Below are 17,965 nucleotides of genomic sequence, written 5' to 3'. Positions count from 1 at the left end.
CCGGCGTGGTGCGTTTCCCGTTCGGGGGAGGCGGGTGAGTATGGAGACATGAGCAGCACACGTACTCGTCCGGCGGGTCTCGTCATCGCTCTCGCGCTCTGCGGCGTGCTGGCCGCCGGGTGTGGCGACGAGGATGCCGTCGCCGAGGACCCGGCGACCTCGGCCCAGCCGTCCGAGCAGCCGTCCGAGCAGTCCTCGACGCCGCCGCGCACCGCCGAGCTGATCACCCTGGCGGCGCCCGCCGAGGGCGCGACGGTTTCGGACAGCTTCGAGGCCTCCGGCAAGGCCAACTCTCCCGAGGCCAACGTGCCGTGGGAGGTCCGCGACGCCAACGGGGAGACGGTCCTCGAGGGTCACGCGACCGCCGAGGGCTGGATGGACAAGCTCTACCCGTGGACGACGACGGTCGACGTCTCCGAGCTCGATCCCGGGACCTACCTCTTCATCGCCCGCACCGACGACCCCTCCGACGGCGAGGGGAAGCCTGCCGAGGAGGTCGGCGCCCACATCAGCGTCGAGTAGGACATCATCGCTACCGTGATCCTCACCGAACGGCAGCTCAACCGGACCCTCCTGCTCCGCCAGCACCTGCTGTCGCGGACCTCGATCACCCCGGCCCAGATGATCGAGCACCTGGTCGGCCTGCAGGCGCAGGAGCAGCTGTCGCCGTTCCTCGCGCTGGCCGCGCGTCTGGAGTCGTTCGACCCCTACGCGCTGAGCGCCCAGCTGGAGTCGAGCGCGCTGGTCCGGCTCTCCTCGCTGCGCTCCACGATCCACCTGCACACCGCCGCCGACGCCGCGCTGATCAGGGCCTGGACCCAGCCGGTCCACGACTTCTACACCCAGCGGATCGAGATCGTCCGCCCGGCGGCGCAGCTGGAGGGCTTCGCGGCGGCCGTCGAGGACGTACTCGCTCTCGGCGCACTGCCCAACGCCGCCTTGGAGGCAGGCCTGGTCGAGCACTTCCCCGGCATCCCGGCCAAGGCGCTCGGGCTGCGGGCACGCAACGAGCTGCCGCTGGTCCAGCTGCCGCCGCGGGGCCTGTGGAAGGGCTCGGGCGGGCTCGTCTACGACCTGCTGCCGCGCTGGACGGGAGTGCCGCCGGTGGCCGCCGACGACGTCGTCCCGGACCTGGCGCCCGAGATCGTACGCCGCTACCTGCTCGCCTTCGGGCCGGCGACCGCCGCCGACATCACCGCCTGGTCGTCGTTGACCCGGCTGGGCCCGGTGGTGAAGCGGATCGAGGGGCTGGTGACCTATCGCGACGAGGCCGGCAAGACCCTCTACGACGTCCCGGACGCACCCCTGGCCACCGGCGAGGAGCACGCGCCGGTGCGGCTGCTGGGAAAGTTCGACAACGTCTGGCTCTCCCACGCCAACCGGGAACGGATCACCGCCAAGGGCACCCGCAAGGAGTGGGCCGTCGGGGGCGGCGGCTCGGTCATCATCGCCGGTGGCCACCTGGTCGGCCTCTGGAAGCCGGTCGACGGCAAGGTCGAGGTCGTCAAGCTGCTCCGCGACCTCACCGCTGACGAGCGCGACGAGCTCGCCGAGGAGACCTCCCGGGTCGAATCGCTGCTCGCGAGCTGAGCCGCAACTATCCAGTAGGAGCGGGGCGGAGCGCCCGCGTACCATGGACATCACCAGCGCCGCGACGAGAAAGGGCCCACCCCGGGCATCCATGACCGATCGAGAACCAAGTCCGCTCCCTACCGACACCGCTACGACCCAGCACGTGGTCTCGGGCTCCGCTTCGACCAAACACACAGTGGTCGTGCCGAACAGCGTCGACATGGTGACCGTCCTCGGCCCGGCCGATGAGCACCTCGGGATCATCGAGGCCCACTTCGACGCCGACGTGCACGTGCGCGGCAACCGGATCACCCTCCACGGCGCCCCGAGCGAGATCGCGATGATCGAGCGGGTCCTGGAGGAGCTGGTCCAGATCATCCGCACCGGTCAGGGCGTGAGCGGGGAGACCGTCGAGCGTGTGATCAGCATGCTGCGGGCCGACACCACCGAGAAGCCGGCCGACGTGCTGAGCCTCAACATCCTCTCCAACCGCGGCCGCAGCATCCGTCCCAAGACGCTGAACCAGAAGCGCTACGTCGACGCGATCGACAAGCACACGATCACCTTCGGCATCGGCCCGGCAGGCACCGGCAAGACCTATCTCGCGGTCGCCAAGGCGGTCCAGGCGCTGCAGTCCAAGCAGGTCAACCGGATCATCCTGAGCCGTCCCGCGGTCGAGGCCGGCGAGAAGCTCGGCTTCCTGCCCGGCACCCTGACCGAGAAGATCGACCCCTACCTGCGCCCGCTCTACGACGCGCTGCACGACATGATGGACCCGGAGATGATCCCCAAGCTGATGGCGTCGGGGACCATCGAGGTGGCCCCGCTCGCCTTCCTCCGTGGCCGCAGCCTCAACGACTCCTTCATCATCCTCGACGAGGCGCAGAACACCACGCCCGAGCAGATGAAGATGTTCCTGACCCGGCTCGGCTTCGGCTCCAAGATCGTGGTCACCGGTGACGTCACCCAGACCGACCTGCCCTCGGGGCAGAGGTCGGGGCTGCGGGTCGTCGAGGGCATCCTCGACGACGTCAAGGACATCAGCTTCAACAACCTGACCAGCCACGACGTCGTACGCCACCGACTGGTCGCCAAGATCGTCGCCGCCTACGAGGAGCACGACATCCAGAGCCAGGCCCAGCGCGAGCGAGTCTCCGGGGAGACGCGCGCATGAGCACGGAGATCATCAACGAGTCCGAGCAGGAGATCGACGTCGAGCACGTCGCCAAGCTCGCTCGCTTCCTGCTCGAGCAGCTACGGGTGCACCCGCAGGCCGACCTGCGGATCAAGTTCGGCGACGAGGCGACGATCACCGAGCTCAACGAGCGCTACTTCGACACCGAGGGCCCGACAGACGTGCTCTCCTTCCCCGGCGACGAGCTCCTTCCCGGCCGCCTCGACGAGGAGCCGGAGGAGGGCGACCTGGGCGATATCATCATCGCCCCGACGATCGCGGCCAAGCAGGGAGAGGCAGCCGGCCACGGCACCGTGGCGGAGATCGAGCTGCTGACCACCCACGGCATCCTCCACCTGCTCGGCTACGACCACGTGGACCCCGATGAGCACGCCGAGATGTTCGGGCTGCAGGCCAAGCTGCTCAAGGCCTGGGGCTCGACGGCGACACCACCCGAGTAGGAGCACGAACCAACACCCATGGACGATGCGAGGCTGCTGATCGCAGCCGCAGTTCTGGTCCTGATCGCCGGCATTTTCTCCGCCGCCGACGCGGCGCTCAGCGCCTTCTCCCGTGCTCGGGCCGCGGAGCTCGTCTCCGAAGGCCGCGCCGGCGCCAAGCGCCTGGTGGCGGTGGTCGGCGACCCCGCCCGCTACGTCAACACGGTGCTGCTGCTCCGGCTGCTGTGCGAGATCGGTGCCACCGTGCTCGCCGCGCTCTGGGCGTACGACACCTATCAGGGGCGCTGGTGGCCGACCGTGCTGACCACGACCGCGACGATGACCGTGGTCTCCTTCGTCGTCATCGGCGTCGGTCCGCGCACGCTGGGGCGCCAGCACCACGAGGGCATCGCCCTGGCGGTCGCCGGCCCGATCGGCGTGATCACCGCGGTCCTCGGCCCGCTGCCGAGCCTGCTGATCATGCTCGGCAACGCGCTCACCCCCGGCAAGGGCTTCCGCAAGGGCCCGTTCTCGACGGAGACCGAGCTGCGCGAGCTGGTCGACATCGCCGAGGCCACCGACCTCATCGAGGCCGAGGAGCGGAGGATGATCCACTCGGTCTTCGAGCTCGGTGAGACCCGCGCCCGCGAGGTGATGGTGCCTCGCGGCGACATCGTCTTCCTCGAGCGCCGCAAGACGCTGCGCCAGGCGCTGTCCCTGTTCCTGCGCTCTGGCTACTCCCGGATGCCGGTGATCGACGAGAGCCTCGACGACATCATCGGGATGGTCTACCTCAAGGACGTCGTCGCCCGTGACTTCGAGGCGCCGGAGGTGGAGACCACCCAGCGGGTCGAGTCGCTGATGCGCAAGCCGACCTGGGTGCCCGACTCCAAGCCGGTCGACGAGCTGCTCACCGAGATGCAGCAGCACCGGCAGCACATCGCGGTCGTCGTCGACGAATACGGCGGCACCGCCGGCCTGATCACCATCGAGGACATCCTCGAGGAGATCGTCGGCGAGATCACCGACGAGTACGACGTGGAGGACCGCGAGCCGCTCCACCTCGGCGACGGCTCCTGGCGGGTGCCCTCCCGCTTCCTGGTCAGCGACCTCGAGGAGCTCATCGGCTTTCCTGTGGAGGAGGACGACGTCGACTCCGTACGCGGTCTGATGGCCAAGCATCTCGGCCTCGTGCCGATCCCCGGCTCCGAGGTCGAGGCCCACGGGCTCCGCTTCGAGGCCGAGGAGGCTGCGGGCCGGCGGAACAAGATCGGTACCGTACGCATCAGCGTCGTCGTGCCGGCCGAGACCGAGGCCGACGAGGACGAGCAGAGCGAGAAGACCGATCGCGTGAAGACGGACAGGACGAAAGAGGCCCATGCCTGAGCAGAATGAGCTGTCGGCGGAAGACCGCAAGCTGGTGACCCTGGCCCGCGCGACCCGTGCCCGCACGGGTGCGGCCGAAGGAGCAGCCGTACGCGACCTCGACGGTCGCACCTACGCAGCCGCCACCGTCGACCTGCCCTCGCTCCGGATCTCGGCGATCGGTGTCTGCGTGGCGATGGCGGTGGCGTCGGGCTCCAAGGGCCTCGAGGCGGTCGTCGTGCTCGGTGACTCCGACGCGCCCTCCGCCGACGACCTGGCGGCCGTCAAGGAGTTCGCCGGCGAGGACGTCCCGGTCCTTCTCGGCGACCCGCGCGGCACGCTGGTCGGCTCCGTGCGTTCATAGGTTCGAGGCGGTGCGGCGCGCGGTGAGCGCCGCGTGCAGCAGCGGCAGGTCCGCGGCGCGGGTCGCGTCGAGCCCGGTCAGCTCGCTCACCCGCCGGATCCGGTTGTCGACGGTGTTGGGATGGACGTGCAGCGTCGAGGCGGTCCGGCGGCGGTTGAGGCCGCTCGCGAGGAAGACCTGCAAGGTCTCGCCGAGGCCCTCGTGGCCGTCGAGGGGATCGAGCATCGTCGCGAGCAGGTCCCGGCCGGCGCCGGCTCGTGAGAGCTGGTGCTCGAGCACCACGTCGGCCAGGCGGTAGAGACCGGGCGGCCTGCCCATCAGCAGGGCCACCTCGAGCACCTCGCGCGAGAGACGTGCCGCCTCGGGCACCCCGGACGGTGTCGCGACGGTGACACCGACGTGGAGCTCCGCCCCGGCGGCCCGGCGTACGTCGGCCAGGATCCGTTCCAGTCGCGCGATGCCTGCCGACGAGCTCTCCTCGGCCGCCGTCGGGAGCGGGATCAGCGCCTGACCGCCGTCGGTCGCCGGGATCCAGAGCACCGCCTCGCTGTAGTGCCTGCTCAGCTCCTCGTGGATGCGGCGCAGCTTCCAGCGCGCTGCCACGAGCGGGTCGGTGTCCGGGTCGGACTCGTCGGGGTGGGCGCCGGCCGCCAACGTGGCGACCAGATAGGACGCCGGCAGCGGCACCCCGGCACGGCCGGCCGCCTCGTGGATGTCGCCACCCTCGACCAGGGTGTTGACCAGGAGCGTCCGCGAGGCCGCCTGCTCGGCCAGCGCGGTCCTGCTGTGCTGGGCATAGCCGCTCGCCACCGCGACCGCGACGTGCTCGAGGAAGCTCATCGTCGTGCGGAGGACGGCCCGGACCGCTTCGACGTCCTCGGGCCCAGCGCCGGCCAGGGCCGTGTCCGCGCACACCCGAGCTCCTCGGTGGTAGGCCGCGACCACCATCTCGAACGGGACCCCTTCCTCGGCACGACGCGCGGCCGACTCGGCCAGGTCCGCCAGGGCCGCGTCGTCAGGCCGCCCCTCGGTGTCGAGGGCCGTCACGAAGAGCCGGATGGCACGCGCGACCACCCTGCGTACGTCCCCGTTGAGCAGGTCGGCCGGGAGGCGGGCGTAGACGGGCAGCTCCGCGGTGAGGACACCGAGGACCTCGTCGGTGAGGTCGGGGATCCGGGTCGAGAGGATCTGGGTGATCTCGTGGCCGCCGATGAGCCAGCTGCTGGGACCTGTCACAAGCCCATCGTGGCAGACGCCGACCGCCGCCTCCCCATGCGTTGTGATCTGTCACAGTCATCGTCGCGAAAGTCTGGCTCCGCTCCCAGCGCCCAGCGCGGGCCGGGTGCCCGAGCATCGTGGGGACGGCCCATCGGCCGTGACGACGATCTGGGAGGTAGCGATGAGACGGTACGTACGGCGTGGTGCGGCCCTGCTGGGAGCCGGCGCGGCGATGGTGATGGTGGGCATCGGTCCTGGGCCGGGAGGCGCGGCGCCGGCCTCGGCCGCCGGCTCGCTGACGATGGTCGCCCTCGGTGACTCCTCGGCCGCGGGACCGCTGGTGGGGACACAGAACAGCCTGGACTGCCTGCGCTCCAGCTCGAACTGGCCGGCCGTCGCCGCCCGGGCGCTCGGCGCACAGCTGACCGACGTCACCTGCTCGGGGGCCACCACCGCCGACCTGACCGGGAAGCGGTTCGGCTACATCGCCCCGCAGCTCGACGCGGTCACCGCCGACACCGACATCGTCACGGTCGCCATCGGCGCCAACGACATCAACATGGGCGGCACCGTGGTCGGCTGCACGCAGCCGCTGCCCGAGCCGTACGGAGTCTCCTGCAAGTCGTGGATGACGGCGGGCGGGGACACCACCGACTCCCAGCTGGCCGCGGTCCGGCCGAAGATCGTCGACGCGGTCAACCGGATCCACGCCAAGGCGCCCGGGGCCTCGGTCCACCTCGTCGGCTACCTGCGCTACTGGGACGAGACCGGCTGCTATCCGACCGACCCGATCTGGGCCGTCGACGCCGAGTGGCTGCAGTCCATCTTCGACCGGACCAACGCGATGATCCGGCAGGCCGCGGCGGAGAGCGGCGCGACCTACATCGACATCGCCACGCCGAGCACCGGTCACGGCGTCTGCGCGCCCTACGCGAGCAAGTGGGTCGAGGGCCTCGTCCCGACCAGCGTCGCGGCGCCGTACCACCCGAACCAGAGCGGCATGGATGCCGCCGGAGCCGTCGTCGCCTCGGCGATCGGCGGGTAGGTCTAGCGAGCGGCTCGGTGCCCGCCCGTCCCGCCGCCGGACTCGGCGAGGAGGGGCAGGGTGCCGAGCTCGATCGTGACGTGGATGCCGTCCTCGTCACGGTAGGCGGTCAGGCCGTTCATGGTGGCCATGTCCACGCCCTTCTCGCGCATGTGCACGACGATCTGGTCGATCGCCAGGGCGAGCCGGGCCTGGGACACGGACTTGTTGCGCCACTTGACCTGGTTCTCGGTGAAGTAGGGGGTTGCCTTCTCGGCGAGCGTCGACACAGCGTCACGATGGGCAGCACTGGACATGATGACCCTCCAGGGTGCACGAGATGGGGGAGCCGACGGGAGCAGTCGACGCTTGGCGACTGTAAGCGAACTAACCGAGAAATCGAAACCCGAGATCCGAACGCGGGAGTAAAGTGCGTCGAGTGACGGGTGAGACTGGCTGGGAACGACACAACGAAGCCGTCGAGCGGCTGACGACCTCCTACGCAGCAATTCCGGAGGGGGCTCCTGTCAGGCTGGCGAAGCGCACCACCAACCTCTTCCGGGCCCGGGCCGCGTCCGGCGCGCCGGGCCTCGACGTCTCCGGTCTCGGCGGCGTGATCGAGGTCGATGCCGCCGCGGGCACCGCCGACGTCCAGGGGATGTGCACCTACGAGGACCTCGTCGACGTCACCCTGACCTACGGGATGATCCCGTACGTCGTCCCGCAGCTGCGCACGATCACGCTCGGTGGCGCCGTGACCGGGATGGGCATCGAGGCCACCTCGTTCCGCAACGGGATGCCGCACGAGTCGGTGCTCGAGATGGACATCCTCACCGGGGCCGGCGAGATCGTCACGACGAGGCCCGGCGACGATCTCTTCGACACCTTCCCCAACTCCTACGGGTCCCTCGGCTACGCCACCCGGCTCAAGATCAAGCTGGAGAAGGTGCCGGGACACGTCGCGCTGCGGCACGTACGCTTCGACGACCTCGGCCTGCTCGCCAAGACGATCGCCCAGATCACCGAGACCAGGACGTACGAGGGGGAGCGGGTCGACGGGCTCGACGGCGTCGCCTTCGAGCCGGGGGAGTACTACCTGACCCTCGCGACCTGGACCGAGAGCGCGACGCAGACCCCGTCCGACTACACCGGCCAGCAGATCTACTACCGCTCGATCCAGCAGCTCGCCCAGGAAAACGGCGGAGTCGATCTGCTGACGATGTACGACTACCTGTGGCGCTGGGACACCGACTGGTTCTGGTGCTCGGGTGCCTTCGGTGCGCAGAACAAGTACCTGCGCCGCGTCTGGCCTCGCCGGCTGCGCCGCTCCGACGTCTACATGAAGCTCGTCGGCCTGGACCGGAGGTTCGGCATCGCCGACAAGCTCGACGCGCGTGCGGGGCGGCTGCTCCGGGAGCGGGTGATCCAGGACATCGAGGTCCCGGTGGAGAACCTGCCGGCCTTCCTGGAGTGGTTCGACGCCGAGATCGGGATGCGGCCGGTGTGGCTGTGCCCGCTGGTCTCCCACGGGACCAGCACGGGGGGGAAGTGGCCGACCTACCCGCTCGAGGCTGGCCGGACGTACGTCAACGTCGGCTTCTGGGGCACGGTCCATGTCGGCCCGAGCGCGGTCAACGCTCCCAAGAACCGCGCGATCGAGACCCGGGTCCACGAGCTCGGCGGGCATAAATCGCTCTACTCCGAGGCGTTCTATGACAAGGATGTCTTCGACGCTCTCTACGACGGGGACAACCTCGCTGCCGTGAAGGCGAGGTATGACCCCGGCAACCGGTTGACCGATCTGTACAGCAAGGCGGTGAAGAGACTGTGACTCATATTGCAGCGACCATCAACGAACTCTTCGACGGTGGGCTGCCGATCAAGCTCACCGCGTACGACGGCAGCGTGGCCGGTGACCAGGACTCCGACTACGGGATGGAGATCCTCAACCCGCGCGGCCTCGCGTTCCTGCTGACCGCGCCGGGCGACCTCGGCCTGGCCCGCGCCTACGTCAGCGGCGACATGGCCCTCCACGGCATCCACCCGGGCGACCCCTACCCGCTCCTGAACCTGATCCTGGACAAGACCGACTTCAAGCGGCCCAGCCCGCGCGAGACGATCGACATGGTGCGCGCTCTCGGGGTGAAGAACTTCGTCCCGCCCAAGCCGCCGCCGCAGGAGCACCTGCCGGCGTGGCGTCAGCGGGCCGAGAACGTACGCCACCTCTCCGGCCTCGCGATCGGCGCGCTGCCGTGGACGCGCCACTCGCCGGAGCGCGACGCCGACGCGATCCACCACCACTACGACGTCTCCAACACCTTCTACGAGTACGTCCTGGGTCCGTCGATGACCTACACCTGTGCCCTCTACCCGACCGAGGAGGCCACCCTCGAGGAGGCGCAGGCGGCCAAGTACGACCTGATCTGCCGCAAGCTCGGGCTCGAGCCCGGGATGCGGCTGCTCGACATCGGCTGCGGCTGGGGCGGGATGGTGCGCCACGCCGCCAAGCACTACGGGGTCAAGGCGCTCGGCGTCACCCTGTCGCGCGAGCAGGCCAACTGGGCCCAGGCGGCGATCAAGACCGATCGTCTCGACGACGTCGCCGAGGTGCGCTTCTCCGACTACCGCGACGTGGTCGAGGGGGACTTCGACGCGGTCAGCTCCATCGGGCTCACCGAGCACATCGGGGTGGCGAACTACCCGTCCTACTTCGGGTTCATCAAGGACAAGCTGCGCGACGGGGGTCGGCTGCTCAACCACTGCATCACCCGTCCCGACAACGTCTCGAAGGCGAACGCGGGGGCGTTCATCGACCGCTACGTCTTCCCCGACGGCGAGCTGATCGGCTCGGGCACGATCGTCTCCGCGGTCGAGAACACCGGCCTCGAGGTGCAGCACCACGAGAACATCCGGGTCCACTACGCCAAGACCCTCACCGCGTGGAACGACAACCTCCGCGACAACTGGGACGCCTGCGTCGACGAGGTCGGCCTCGGCACCGCGAAGGTCTGGGGGGTCTACATGGCCGGCTCCCGGATCGGCTTCGAGCGCAACAACATCCAGCTCCACCACGTGCTCGCCACCAAGACCGTCGACGGGGTCTCCGGCTACCCGCTGCGGCACACCTTCTGAGGAGGTGAGCGGGGCTGGAGCGGCGTGCCGCTCCAGCCCCGCTCCGCCGCATCTTCACGCGTCGGCGGGGCCGCCGCCGAGGCCGATCTCGTTGCCGTCGAGGTCGCGGAAGACGGCCTTGCGCACCCCGTTCTCGTACGTCTCCTCCGAGGCCGGTCGCAGCCCCCGGTCGGCGATCGTGGCGAGGCGGGTGTCGAGGTCGTCGACGAAGAGGGTGAGGAACCCGTGGCCGGCGATCTCCGGCTTCTGCTCGATGTAGACGTAGCGGTGCTCGGCCGCCTCGAAGACGACCTCGACCTCGTTCGGGTGGAACGCGGCCTCACCGAGCAGCTTCTCGTACCACGGCACGGCGGCGGCGATGCTCGTCACCGGGATGCCCGCGAAGAGGTCGACCACGTCAGAACCTCCACCGGGTCGCGGCGTACGGCTCGACGCACTGGACCGCGTGCGCCGAGGTGGCCTCGAGGCGGTGCACGTGCCAGGGCGCGGGGCCGGCGCTCTGGGCGTTGAAGGGTGCGGTCAGCGCGTCGCCGGACCCGTCGACCTCGGCCGGCCAGCCCTCGTCGTGGTAGCGCTTCGCCACCCGGGCGAGCTCTTCGCCCAGCACGCGGGTGGCGCTGCCCTCGACGACCAGGTCGAACTCGCGCACCGACAACGAGACGGCACAGCGCGGGTCGCGCGCCAGGTTGCGGCCGCGGCGGGTCCTCGGCCCGGTGACGAGGTGGAAGGCGCCGTCGAACCAGATCGCGCCGACTGCGTTCACGTGCGGGCCGCCGTCGGCGTTGATCGTGCTGACCCAGGTCGTGTAGCGCCCGGGCTCGCCCTCCTGCGACCCGGGGCCCTGGTCGAACCCGGCCTCCAGCCGCCTGGTCACCTCCTCCCAGGACATCGGCGGAGCGTCGTACATCTCGGCAAGGTTGTAGGTCTCCATGAGCTGTCTCCTTCGACTGGACAGGACTATTCACCTGCTCCACGAACGAGTCACGCCCATATCGACAACGATCGACGGTGGAACGACTGTGCGCTGATGCGGGCAGGGGAGCCCGGCGCGGATAACCTTGATCCGATGAGTGTCAAGGCCCAGCAGTACGCCGCGGAGGTGCTGCGGCGCGAGCAGATCACGCCCCACCTGGTCCGTCTGGTGCTCGGCGGTCCCGGCCTGGCCGGGTTCGAGTCGACCGGGATCCCCGACGAGTGGGTCGGGCTGATCGTGCCGGGGCAGTTCCAGTCGCGCTACTACACCGTGCGTTCCTGGCAGGATGGTGAGCTGACCCTCGATGTCGTCGTCCACGACGTCGGCCTGGTGACGGAGTGGGCCACCCGCCTCGACCCGGTGGGTCAGACGGTCACGATCACCGAGCCCAAGGGCTCCTACGCCGCACCCGACGGCGCGCAGTGGCTGCTGCTGGTCGGCGATCTGACCGCGATGCCGGCCATGGCACGCATCGCCGAGACCACGACGCTGCCGACGCGGATCTGGGCCGAGACCCCCGACGACCTGCCCGGCTACCTTCCCGACACCGCCGAGGTGACCTGGTCCACGCCGCCCTCGGAGACCTCCTCAGACCTGGCCGCGGCCGTGGAGAAGATCGAGTGGCCTGCCGGCGACGGCTACTTCTGGATGGCCGGGGAGTCGTCGCAGATGCGGGCGATCCGCAAGCATCTGATGCGCGAGCGGAAGCTCGACTCCCACGCCTACGACGTGATGGGCTACTGGCGCGGCGGCGGCCAGAAGCGGCAGCCGCGCGCGGTCGATCCCGGACCGGTCTGGCGCGAGGGCAAGGCCCAGGGGCTCACCGACGAGCAGATCTGGCAGCGATACGACGAGCAGCAGGAGCAGCAGTGACCGAGCCGGAGATCCAGCCAGCTTTCCGGAGCGGCTTCGTGTCGTTCGTGGGACGTCCCAACGCGGGCAAGTCGACCCTGACCAACGCGCTGGTCGGCACCAAGGTGGCGATCACCTCCGACAAGCCGCAGACCACCCGCACCGTGGTCAAGGGCATCGTCCACCGCCCCGACGGTCAGCTGATCCTGGTCGACACCCCCGGCATCCACCGGCCGCGCACCCTGCTCGGTGAGCGGCTCAACGACCTGGTCGAGGCCACCTGGACCGAGGTCGACGTGGTCGCGATCTGCTTCCCGTGCAACGAGAAGATCGGCCCCGGTGACCGCCGGATCGCGGAGAACGCCAACAAGCTCAAGAAGGGCATCAAGCGGGTCGCGGTCGCCACCAAGACCGACCTCGCCACCCCCGAGCAGATCGGCGAGCACCTGATGTCGATCCAGGCCCTGGGCCAGGACCTCGGCATCGAGTGGGCCGAGATCGTGCCCGTCTCGAGCGTGGCCGGCGACCAGGTCGACCTACTCGCCGAGCTCCTCATCAAGCTCCTCCCCGAGGGCCCGCCGCTCTACCCGGACGGCGAGCTCACCGACTCTCCCGAGGAGATCATCGTCGCCGAGCTCATCCGCGAGGCAGCCCTCGAGGGCGTACGCGACGAGCTCCCGCACTCCATCGCCGTCGTCGTCGAGGAGATGCGGCTGCGCGAGGACCGCCCGGAGAACAAGCCGCTGATGGACATCCACGCCTTCCTCTACGTCGAGCGCGACTCCCAGAAGGGCATCGTGATCGGCCACAAGGGCTCACGGCTCAAGGACGTCGGCCAGCGCGCCCGCCTGCAGATCAAGGAGCTGCTCGGCATGCCGGTCTACCTCGACCTGCACGTCAAGATCGCCAAGGACTGGCAGCGGGACCCGCGTCAGCTGCGCAAGCTGGGCTTCTGATCCCCAGGGGTCTCACCTGTCACAGCGCTCAGGTGTTTCCTGCACTTCTCGGGTGTTGCAATGCCTGAGAAGTGCAGGAATACCCGGTTGACCGGGTATTCCAACGGCCCGATCAACTCGGCGCCCAGCAGATCCCGTACGACTGCCCGTTCTGCCACTGCTCAGCGCTGGGGAACTCCCATGACCACTCGTACTTGAGCGGGTCGTCGGCGACCTCGGCGGCAGCGGCCTTGCAGTCCTCGGCGCCGGCGTTGTTGACCTTCGACTCGCCGGGGTACTTGCCGGAGCCGAGGTCGATGACCGACAGCGCCCGCCAGCTGTGCTTGAGGGAGCACGGGACGCGCTTGAAGGCGTTGGACTTCGGTGAGTCGGTGCCGCACATCCGGAACGGCTCGGCGGTCCGGGAGCTGCCCAGGACGCCCTTCATGTTGCCCTTGAGCGTCATCAGGGCCTTCGGGCCGGCGATGCCGATGACGTCGCAGCGGAACCAGTTGGCGCCGGCCTCGGACTCCTTGATCGTGGGCGTGAACCAGACCGGGCGCAGCATCGAGAGCCGCAGGTCGTCGGCGTTGCCGCCGAGATACCGGGTGACCTTGTTGGGGCACGCCTCCGCGACCTGCGCCGCGACCTGCTCGGAGTCGACGGCGAGGAGGTGGCCGTCGACGACGTTCCTCAGCCGGCCCACGGCGTACGTCTGGGTGGTGTGCTTGCCCTTGCAGGTCACCGCCTTGCCGCCGGCCGTCGGGGCCAGGGCCTCGTCGTAGGTGAGGTTGTAGCAGGTGCCCTCCTTGGGGGAGGGGGCCGGCGAGGCGGAGGGGGAGGGAGGCGCCGAGGACGGCGACGGCGCGGACTCGGGCTCGCCCCCACCACAGCCCGCGAGGGCCATGGCTCCGACGACGACAACAGCCCCCCACAGCTTGTTCGACACCATGCTCACTCCTCGGTCACCGCCCAGCAGACCGCCCAGCGGTTGCCGGCGTTCCACTCCTTCTCTCCGAACCATGTGTACCCGTAGTCGAAGCTTTCCGGGTAACCCAACCAGGCCTGGACCGAGCCCTTGCAGTACTGCAGGGCCTTCTTCTTGGACTCCGCGACGCCGAGGAACTTGGTCTTGTCCTCGCCCAGCTTGATGGTCGTCACGGCACGCATCTGGTGCGGCTCGGAGCAGGGGACCTTCGGGGAGGCGACGGTCTTGCCCGACGCGCACACCATCCAGCGGTCCTCGATGTCCTCGACCTTCTTGACCTTGAGCAGGTTGCGGGTGGTGGTCGGCAGGTCGACGTACTCCGCGCCCTGCTGACCGCCGCCGACCACGTCGCAGCGGATCCAGCGCGCGCCCTCGTCCCAGGCCTTCTCCGAGGGCCCGAAGTAGACGTGGGAGAGCATCGAGCGCATCAGCAGGCTCTGGTCGGAGCCGACGTACTTCTCCAGCAGCTTGCGGCACTGGCTGAAGGCCCACTCGTTGACCTTCTCGTCGCCGTACTCGGCGTCCTTGAACTCGTCGGGGAGCGGTCCGGCGCCGAAGGTCTCGGCGTTGTGCGGCTCGTCGCAGGGGACGTACTTGCCGAAGTTGTAGGCCTCGGCGACGTCCTCGTGGGAGAGGTTGCGGCACTTGCCGACCTCGGGCAGCGCGGTCGAGTCCACCTGCTTCGGGTCCTCGCCCTTGGCAGCCTCACGATCACTGCCGCACCCGCTGAGCGCGAGAGCGGCGAGCACCACGATCACGAAGGACAACGACGTCATACGTCTGGGGGTAGGGCCGATCACGGGGGTCGACTCTACTGGCGCATCCATGAGCGGGCCGAAAGCACAGATCAGGCGAGGACGGCCGCGAGCGTGGCTCCCAGCTCGTACGCCGCCTCGACATGCGCGTCCTCGACGTCTCCCAGCACGTCGAGGATGTCGTAGGCCTGGGCCCACCCCAGCGCGCCGACGATGGACTGCACCGAGCGGATCGCGCCGGTGGTGTCGTAGCGGCCGTGGACGTAGAGGCCGTAGGGGCGCTTGGCGGTCGCGCCGGCCGCTGAGCCTTCGGGGCCGGCACCGCCGGACGGGTCGAGCGCGCCGCCCACCGCCAGGAAGGTCGAGTCGAAGAAGTGCTTCAGCGCACCCGACATGTAGCCGAAGTTGGCGCTCGTGCCGAGGACGTAGCCGTCGGCGGCCAGGACGTCCTCGGCACTCGCCTCCAGGGCGGGGCGGACGACGACCTCGACACCCTCGATCTCAGGATCCCCGGCACCGGAGACCACCGCATCGGTCAGCCGCTGCAAGGAGCGGGTCGGGGAGTGGTGGACGATCAGCAGCCTGGCCATGGTCACAGCCAACCATTGTTGTCGGCCGTCAGCACGGCCTCGGTGCGGTTGGCGGCGCCGGTCTTGCCGATCGCGGCGGAGAGATGGTTGCGCACGGTGCCCTCGGAGAGGACGAGCCGGGCGGCGATCGCGGCGACGGGCGAGCCGTCGCGCGCGGCACGGAGCACCTCGGTCTCGCGCTGGCTCAACGGCGACTCGCCGGCGACGAGGGAGTCGGTGGCGAGCTGGGGATCGACGACGCGCAGCCCCTGGTGCACCCGGCGTACGGCGTCGGCGAGCTGTGCGGCCGGGGTGTCCTTGACGACGAAGCCGGAGGCACCGGCCTGCAGCGCCCGGCGCAGATAGCCGGGACGGCCGAAGGTGGTCACGATCAGCACCCGTGTCGCCGGCGTCGTACGACGCACCTCGGCGGTCGCGGAGATGCCGTCGAGGCCGGGCATCTCCACATCGAGCAGCGCCACGTCGGGACGGTGCTCCAGCACGGCCGGCACGACCTCGGACCCGCTGCCGACCTCCGCGACGACCTCGAGGTCGGGCTCGAGGCCGAGGAGGGCCGAGAGGGCTCCGCGGACGAGCGCCTGGTCGTCGGCGAGGAGCAGCCTGATCGTCACGAGAGGACCTCCGTGTCGGCGGTGGCGGCGGTGGTGGTGGCCAGGTCCGCGGACATGACCAGCTCGAAGCCGGAGCCCGTGCGGGTGGTCAGCACCGCGCCCATGGCCGCGGCGCGCTCGCGCAGGCCGGTCAGACCGGACCCGGCGGTGGTCCCGGCGGTGGTCCCGCCGGCCGCCTGGCCGTCGTCGCGGACGGTCACCGACGTCGCGGTGAGCACGATCTCGCAGCGGTGGGCACCGGAGTGCCGGATCACGTTGGTGACGCCCTCCCGGATGGTCCAGGCGAAGAGCTCACGCAGCCCGGACGGCACCTCGTCGGTCGACTGCGGAAGCACCGGGTCGATGCCGGCGGCCTCCAGCGCCGCCCGGGCACGGGCGAGCTCGCCCGGCAGGGTCAGCTCGCGGTAGCCCTCGACCGCGCGGCGTACGTCGGCGAGCGCGTCACGGGAGAGCCGCTCCAGGTCGGCGAGCTCCTGCTTGGCCCGGTCCGGCGCGACGTCGACCAGGCGCTGGGCCAGCTCGGCCTTGACCGTGATGACGGTGAGGGAGTGGCCGAGGATGTCGTGCAGGTCGCGGGCGAACCGGTTGCGTTCGTCGGCCAGCGCCAGCCGGGTGTTCTCGTGCTGGGCGCCGATGAGGGCGACGTTGCGCCGCATCACCGACCGTACGCCGAGCATCGCCGCCGATGCGGCGCAGACCGCGAACGCGGTGCCGATCTGCGAGTCCCACCCCGGAACCAGTCCGGTGAGCCCGACGCCGACCGCGAGGCAGGCGATCGCGACGTAGACCGCCGGGGCCGACAGCGTCATCACGCAGGCGACCGCGAGGTAGACCAGGCCGGCGACACCGCCCTCACCGAGGGTGGCGATCATGACCGCGGCGAGCAGGCCGAGCAGGGCGAGGTAGGGCGCCACGAAGCGCAGCGGTGGCTCTTCGACGAGCCGGAGCATGCTGCGCGCGCGTACCCAGATCAGCATGTAGGCGACCGCGAAGGTGAGGGTCGCGACGATGCCGATCACGCCCGCGGCGGTGTCGCGAGCCTGCCAGCCGACGTGGAGCGGGGTGAGCAGGAAGAAGAGCCAGATGAAGGCGAACCAGGGGCCGAAGAGGGTCCACCGCCTGTTCGCGGTGGCCAGCTGCGGCCCCTGGTCGATGCTCATGGAGGACACGTTAGTCAGACCCGCGCCGTGTCCTTGCTCATCCGCCAGGCGGCGCCGGCGATGAAGATCAGGAACCAGGCGACCGCGTTGACGACGGCGTACCAGGGCAGGTCGTGCGTCAGCGGCGCACGGGTGACCTCGGCGACGCCGTACATCGGGGTCCAGTAGGCGATGTGCCGCACCACGTCGGCATATTGCGACAGCGGGATGAAGAGTCCGCCCAGGAAGGAGAGCAGCGCCAGGCCCGGCCCGAGGATCTGCATCGCGTTCTCGCCGGGGACGACGTAGCCGACGAAGACGCCGAGCGCGGCGAAGGTGAGGGTGCAGAACAGGGTGACCACCATGGCCGTGACCCACACCGAGACCGGCATCTCGGCCTTCCCCTGCAGCATGCCGATCAGGTTGACGGTCAGGATCGCGAGCGCGCCCATGGAGAGCGCGACGACCGCCTTGGTCAGGATGTACGCCACCGGGTTCAGCGGCGTGAGCCGCAGCTGTCGCGACCAGCCGACCGAGCGCTCCAGCGCCACCGTCGAGCCGACGCTCGCCGCGGTCAGCGCGGCACCGTACATGGCCATCGAGATCAGGATGTACGCCCCGACGTTCCCTTCGCCGGCCGGCTGCTGCCAGCCCGACTGCCCACCGAAGGCGAGGGCCAGACCGGCCGGGAGGATCAGGGTGAAGATCACCGTGCGCCGGTTGCGCAGCAGGCGTCGCAGCTCGATCTTCAGCAGCGTGAGGTTGAAGCCGCCCAGCGGAGGGGTGCGGCGGGCGGCCACCGGGGCGGGGGCGGCGGGGTTCGTCGAGGTCAT

At 69.9% G+C, this 17,965-nt stretch carries 21 protein-coding genes; 11 read left to right on the top strand and 10 right to left on the bottom strand.

Features of this window, described 5'->3' with window-relative positions:
* Positions 1-48: 48 nt before the first annotated feature.
* The 6 genes from UG56_RS17845 to UG56_RS17820 all read left to right on the top strand — a co-directional run bounded on the left by UG56_RS17845 (position 49) and on the right by UG56_RS17820 (position 4,915).
* Complete coding sequence (locus tag UG56_RS17845; RefSeq protein WP_045549004.1) at positions 49-522, top strand: Gmad2 immunoglobulin-like domain-containing protein; 474 nt, start codon at positions 49-51, stop codon at positions 520-522.
* Between the two features lie 15 nt (positions 523-537).
* Positions 538-1,590: a winged helix DNA-binding domain-containing protein gene (locus UG56_RS17840; protein WP_052693570.1), complete on the top strand. Its 1,053-nt coding sequence runs from the start codon at positions 538-540 to the stop codon at positions 1,588-1,590.
* A gap of 202 nt (positions 1,591-1,792) precedes the next feature.
* Positions 1,793-2,746, top strand: a complete 954-nt coding sequence (locus tag UG56_RS17835; protein ID WP_256206725.1) for a PhoH family protein — start codon at positions 1,793-1,795, stop codon at positions 2,744-2,746.
* Entirely contained in the window at positions 2,743-3,207 is a 465-nt protein-coding gene (gene ybeY, locus UG56_RS17830; protein WP_045549006.1) for an rRNA maturation RNase YbeY, read from the top strand. The genes UG56_RS17835 and ybeY overlap by 4 nt, the downstream gene beginning before the upstream one ends.
* 18 nt (positions 3,208-3,225) lie before the next feature.
* On the top strand, positions 3,226-4,572 hold the full coding sequence (locus UG56_RS17825; RefSeq protein ID WP_045549007.1) for a hemolysin family protein: 1,347 nt from the start codon (positions 3,226-3,228) through the stop codon (positions 4,570-4,572).
* Positions 4,565-4,915, top strand: coding sequence for a cytidine deaminase (locus UG56_RS17820; protein WP_045549008.1), 351 nt, complete (start codon positions 4,565-4,567; stop codon positions 4,913-4,915). The genes UG56_RS17825 and UG56_RS17820 overlap by 8 nt, the downstream gene beginning before the upstream one ends.
* On the opposite strand, the gene UG56_RS17815 is transcribed toward UG56_RS17820, so the two are convergent.
* Positions 4,910-6,151 carry a PucR family transcriptional regulator gene (locus tag UG56_RS17815; protein WP_045549009.1) on the bottom strand — a complete coding sequence of 414 codons (1,242 nt, stop codon included), beginning with the start codon at positions 6,149-6,151 and terminating at the stop codon, positions 4,910-4,912. The genes UG56_RS17820 and UG56_RS17815 overlap by 6 nt on opposite strands.
* Positions 6,152-6,314: 163 nt before the next feature.
* Between UG56_RS17815 and UG56_RS17810 the strand changes: the two genes are divergently transcribed.
* Positions 6,315-7,178 carry an SGNH/GDSL hydrolase family protein gene (locus UG56_RS17810; protein WP_052693572.1) on the top strand — a complete coding sequence of 288 codons (864 nt, stop codon included), beginning with the start codon at positions 6,315-6,317 and terminating at the stop codon, positions 7,176-7,178.
* 2 nt (positions 7,179-7,180) lie between these two features.
* Here UG56_RS17810 and UG56_RS17805 read toward each other — a convergent pair whose 3' ends face one another.
* Positions 7,181-7,474 (bottom strand): hypothetical protein, encoded by a 294-nt coding sequence (locus UG56_RS17805; protein WP_045549010.1) that lies wholly within the window; start codon positions 7,472-7,474, stop codon positions 7,181-7,183.
* 122 nt (positions 7,475-7,596) lie between these two features.
* Here UG56_RS17805 and UG56_RS17800 point away from each other — a divergent pair, with 122 nt between their 5' ends.
* Positions 7,597-8,988, top strand: a complete 1,392-nt coding sequence (locus tag UG56_RS17800; protein ID WP_045549011.1) for an FAD-binding oxidoreductase — start codon at positions 7,597-7,599, stop codon at positions 8,986-8,988.
* On the top strand, positions 8,985-10,289 hold the full coding sequence (locus UG56_RS17795) for a class I SAM-dependent methyltransferase (protein ID WP_045549012.1): 1,305 nt from the start codon (positions 8,985-8,987) through the stop codon (positions 10,287-10,289). Before UG56_RS17800 ends, UG56_RS17795 begins: the two co-directional genes overlap by 4 nt.
* 54 nt (positions 10,290-10,343) lie before the next feature.
* Here UG56_RS17795 and UG56_RS17790 read toward each other — a convergent pair whose 3' ends face one another.
* Together UG56_RS17790 and UG56_RS17785 are read right to left on the bottom strand one after the other, a co-directional pair.
* On the bottom strand, positions 10,344-10,685 hold the full coding sequence (locus tag UG56_RS17790; RefSeq protein WP_045549013.1) for a VOC family protein: 342 nt from the start codon (positions 10,683-10,685) through the stop codon (positions 10,344-10,346).
* Position 10,686: 1 nt separating this feature from the next.
* Positions 10,687-11,220, bottom strand: a complete 534-nt coding sequence (locus tag UG56_RS17785) for a pyridoxamine 5'-phosphate oxidase family protein (protein WP_045549014.1) — start codon at positions 11,218-11,220, stop codon at positions 10,687-10,689.
* Between the two features lie 135 nt (positions 11,221-11,355).
* Between UG56_RS17785 and UG56_RS17780 the strand changes: the two genes are divergently transcribed.
* On the top strand, positions 11,356-12,135 hold the full coding sequence (locus UG56_RS17780; RefSeq protein ID WP_045549015.1) for a siderophore-interacting protein: 780 nt from the start codon (positions 11,356-11,358) through the stop codon (positions 12,133-12,135).
* Entirely contained in the window at positions 12,132-13,070 is a 939-nt protein-coding gene (era, locus tag UG56_RS17775; protein WP_045549016.1) for a GTPase Era, read from the top strand. Before UG56_RS17780 ends, era begins: the two co-directional genes overlap by 4 nt.
* A 112-nt stretch (positions 13,071-13,182) precedes the next feature.
* Here era and UG56_RS17770 read toward each other — a convergent pair whose 3' ends face one another.
* The 6 genes from UG56_RS17770 to UG56_RS17745 all read right to left on the bottom strand — a co-directional run bounded on the left by UG56_RS17770 (position 13,183) and on the right by UG56_RS17745 (position 17,965).
* On the bottom strand, positions 13,183-14,001 hold the full coding sequence (locus UG56_RS17770; RefSeq protein ID WP_256206717.1) for a septum formation family protein: 819 nt from the start codon (positions 13,999-14,001) through the stop codon (positions 13,183-13,185).
* Positions 14,002-14,003: 2 nt separating this feature from the next.
* Entirely contained in the window at positions 14,004-14,813 is an 810-nt protein-coding gene (locus UG56_RS17765) for a septum formation family protein (RefSeq protein ID WP_045549017.1), read from the bottom strand.
* A 71-nt stretch (positions 14,814-14,884) separates the two neighbouring features.
* The gene (locus UG56_RS17760) at positions 14,885-15,382 is read right to left on the bottom strand and encodes a flavodoxin family protein (RefSeq protein ID WP_045549018.1); all 498 of its coding nucleotides are present in this window, start codon (positions 15,380-15,382) and stop codon (positions 14,885-14,887) included.
* A gap of 2 nt (positions 15,383-15,384) precedes the next feature.
* Positions 15,385-15,993, bottom strand: coding sequence for a response regulator transcription factor (locus UG56_RS17755; RefSeq protein WP_045549019.1), 609 nt, complete (start codon positions 15,991-15,993; stop codon positions 15,385-15,387).
* On the bottom strand, positions 15,990-17,153 hold the full coding sequence (locus tag UG56_RS17750; RefSeq protein ID WP_045549020.1) for a sensor histidine kinase: 1,164 nt from the start codon (positions 17,151-17,153) through the stop codon (positions 15,990-15,992). The genes UG56_RS17755 and UG56_RS17750 overlap by 4 nt, the downstream gene beginning before the upstream one ends.
* A 14-nt stretch (positions 17,154-17,167) precedes the next feature.
* Positions 17,168-17,965 (bottom strand): ABC transporter permease, encoded by a 798-nt coding sequence (locus UG56_RS17745; protein WP_045549021.1) that lies wholly within the window; start codon positions 17,963-17,965, stop codon positions 17,168-17,170.

Source organism: Nocardioides luteus (genome assembly GCF_000960475.2).
Classification (GTDB): Bacteria; Actinomycetota; Actinomycetes; order Propionibacteriales; family Nocardioidaceae; genus Nocardioides; species Nocardioides luteus_A.
This window is presented reverse-complemented; position numbering and strand designations above follow the sequence as displayed.

Excerpts from the sequence above, each read along its gene's own strand:
- UG56_RS17845 (WP_045549004.1), top strand. The coding sequence starts at position 49 with ATGAGCAGCACACGTACTCGTCCGGCGGGTCTCGTCATCGCTCTCGCG.
- UG56_RS17835 (WP_256206725.1), top strand. The coding sequence starts at position 1,793 with ATGGTGACCGTCCTCGGCCCGGCCGATGAGCACCTCGGGATCATCGAG.
- ybeY (WP_045549006.1), top strand. The coding sequence starts at position 2,743 with ATGAGCACGGAGATCATCAACGAGTCCGAGCAGGAGATCGACGTCGAG.
- UG56_RS17825 (WP_045549007.1), top strand. The coding sequence starts at position 3,226 with ATGGACGATGCGAGGCTGCTGATCGCAGCCGCAGTTCTGGTCCTGATC.
- UG56_RS17820 (WP_045549008.1), top strand. The coding sequence starts at position 4,565 with ATGCCTGAGCAGAATGAGCTGTCGGCGGAAGACCGCAAGCTGGTGACC.
- UG56_RS17810 (WP_052693572.1), top strand. The coding sequence starts at position 6,315 with ATGAGACGGTACGTACGGCGTGGTGCGGCCCTGCTGGGAGCCGGCGCG.
- UG56_RS17805 (WP_045549010.1), bottom strand. The coding sequence starts at position 7,474 with ATGTCCAGTGCTGCCCATCGTGACGCTGTGTCGACGCTCGCCGAGAAG.
- UG56_RS17785 (WP_045549014.1), bottom strand. The coding sequence starts at position 11,220 with ATGGAGACCTACAACCTTGCCGAGATGTACGACGCTCCGCCGATGTCC.
- UG56_RS17780 (WP_045549015.1), top strand. The coding sequence starts at position 11,356 with ATGAGTGTCAAGGCCCAGCAGTACGCCGCGGAGGTGCTGCGGCGCGAG.
- UG56_RS17770 (WP_256206717.1), bottom strand. The coding sequence starts at position 14,001 with ATGGTGTCGAACAAGCTGTGGGGGGCTGTTGTCGTCGTCGGAGCCATG.
- UG56_RS17765 (WP_045549017.1), bottom strand. The coding sequence starts at position 14,813 with ATGACGTCGTTGTCCTTCGTGATCGTGGTGCTCGCCGCTCTCGCGCTC.
- UG56_RS17760 (WP_045549018.1), bottom strand. The coding sequence starts at position 15,382 with ATGGCCAGGCTGCTGATCGTCCACCACTCCCCGACCCGCTCCTTGCAG.
- UG56_RS17750 (WP_045549020.1), bottom strand. The coding sequence starts at position 17,153 with ATGAGCATCGACCAGGGGCCGCAGCTGGCCACCGCGAACAGGCGGTGG.
- UG56_RS17745 (WP_045549021.1), bottom strand. The coding sequence starts at position 17,965 with ATGACCTCGACGAACCCCGCCGCCCCCGCCCCGGTGGCCGCCCGCCGC.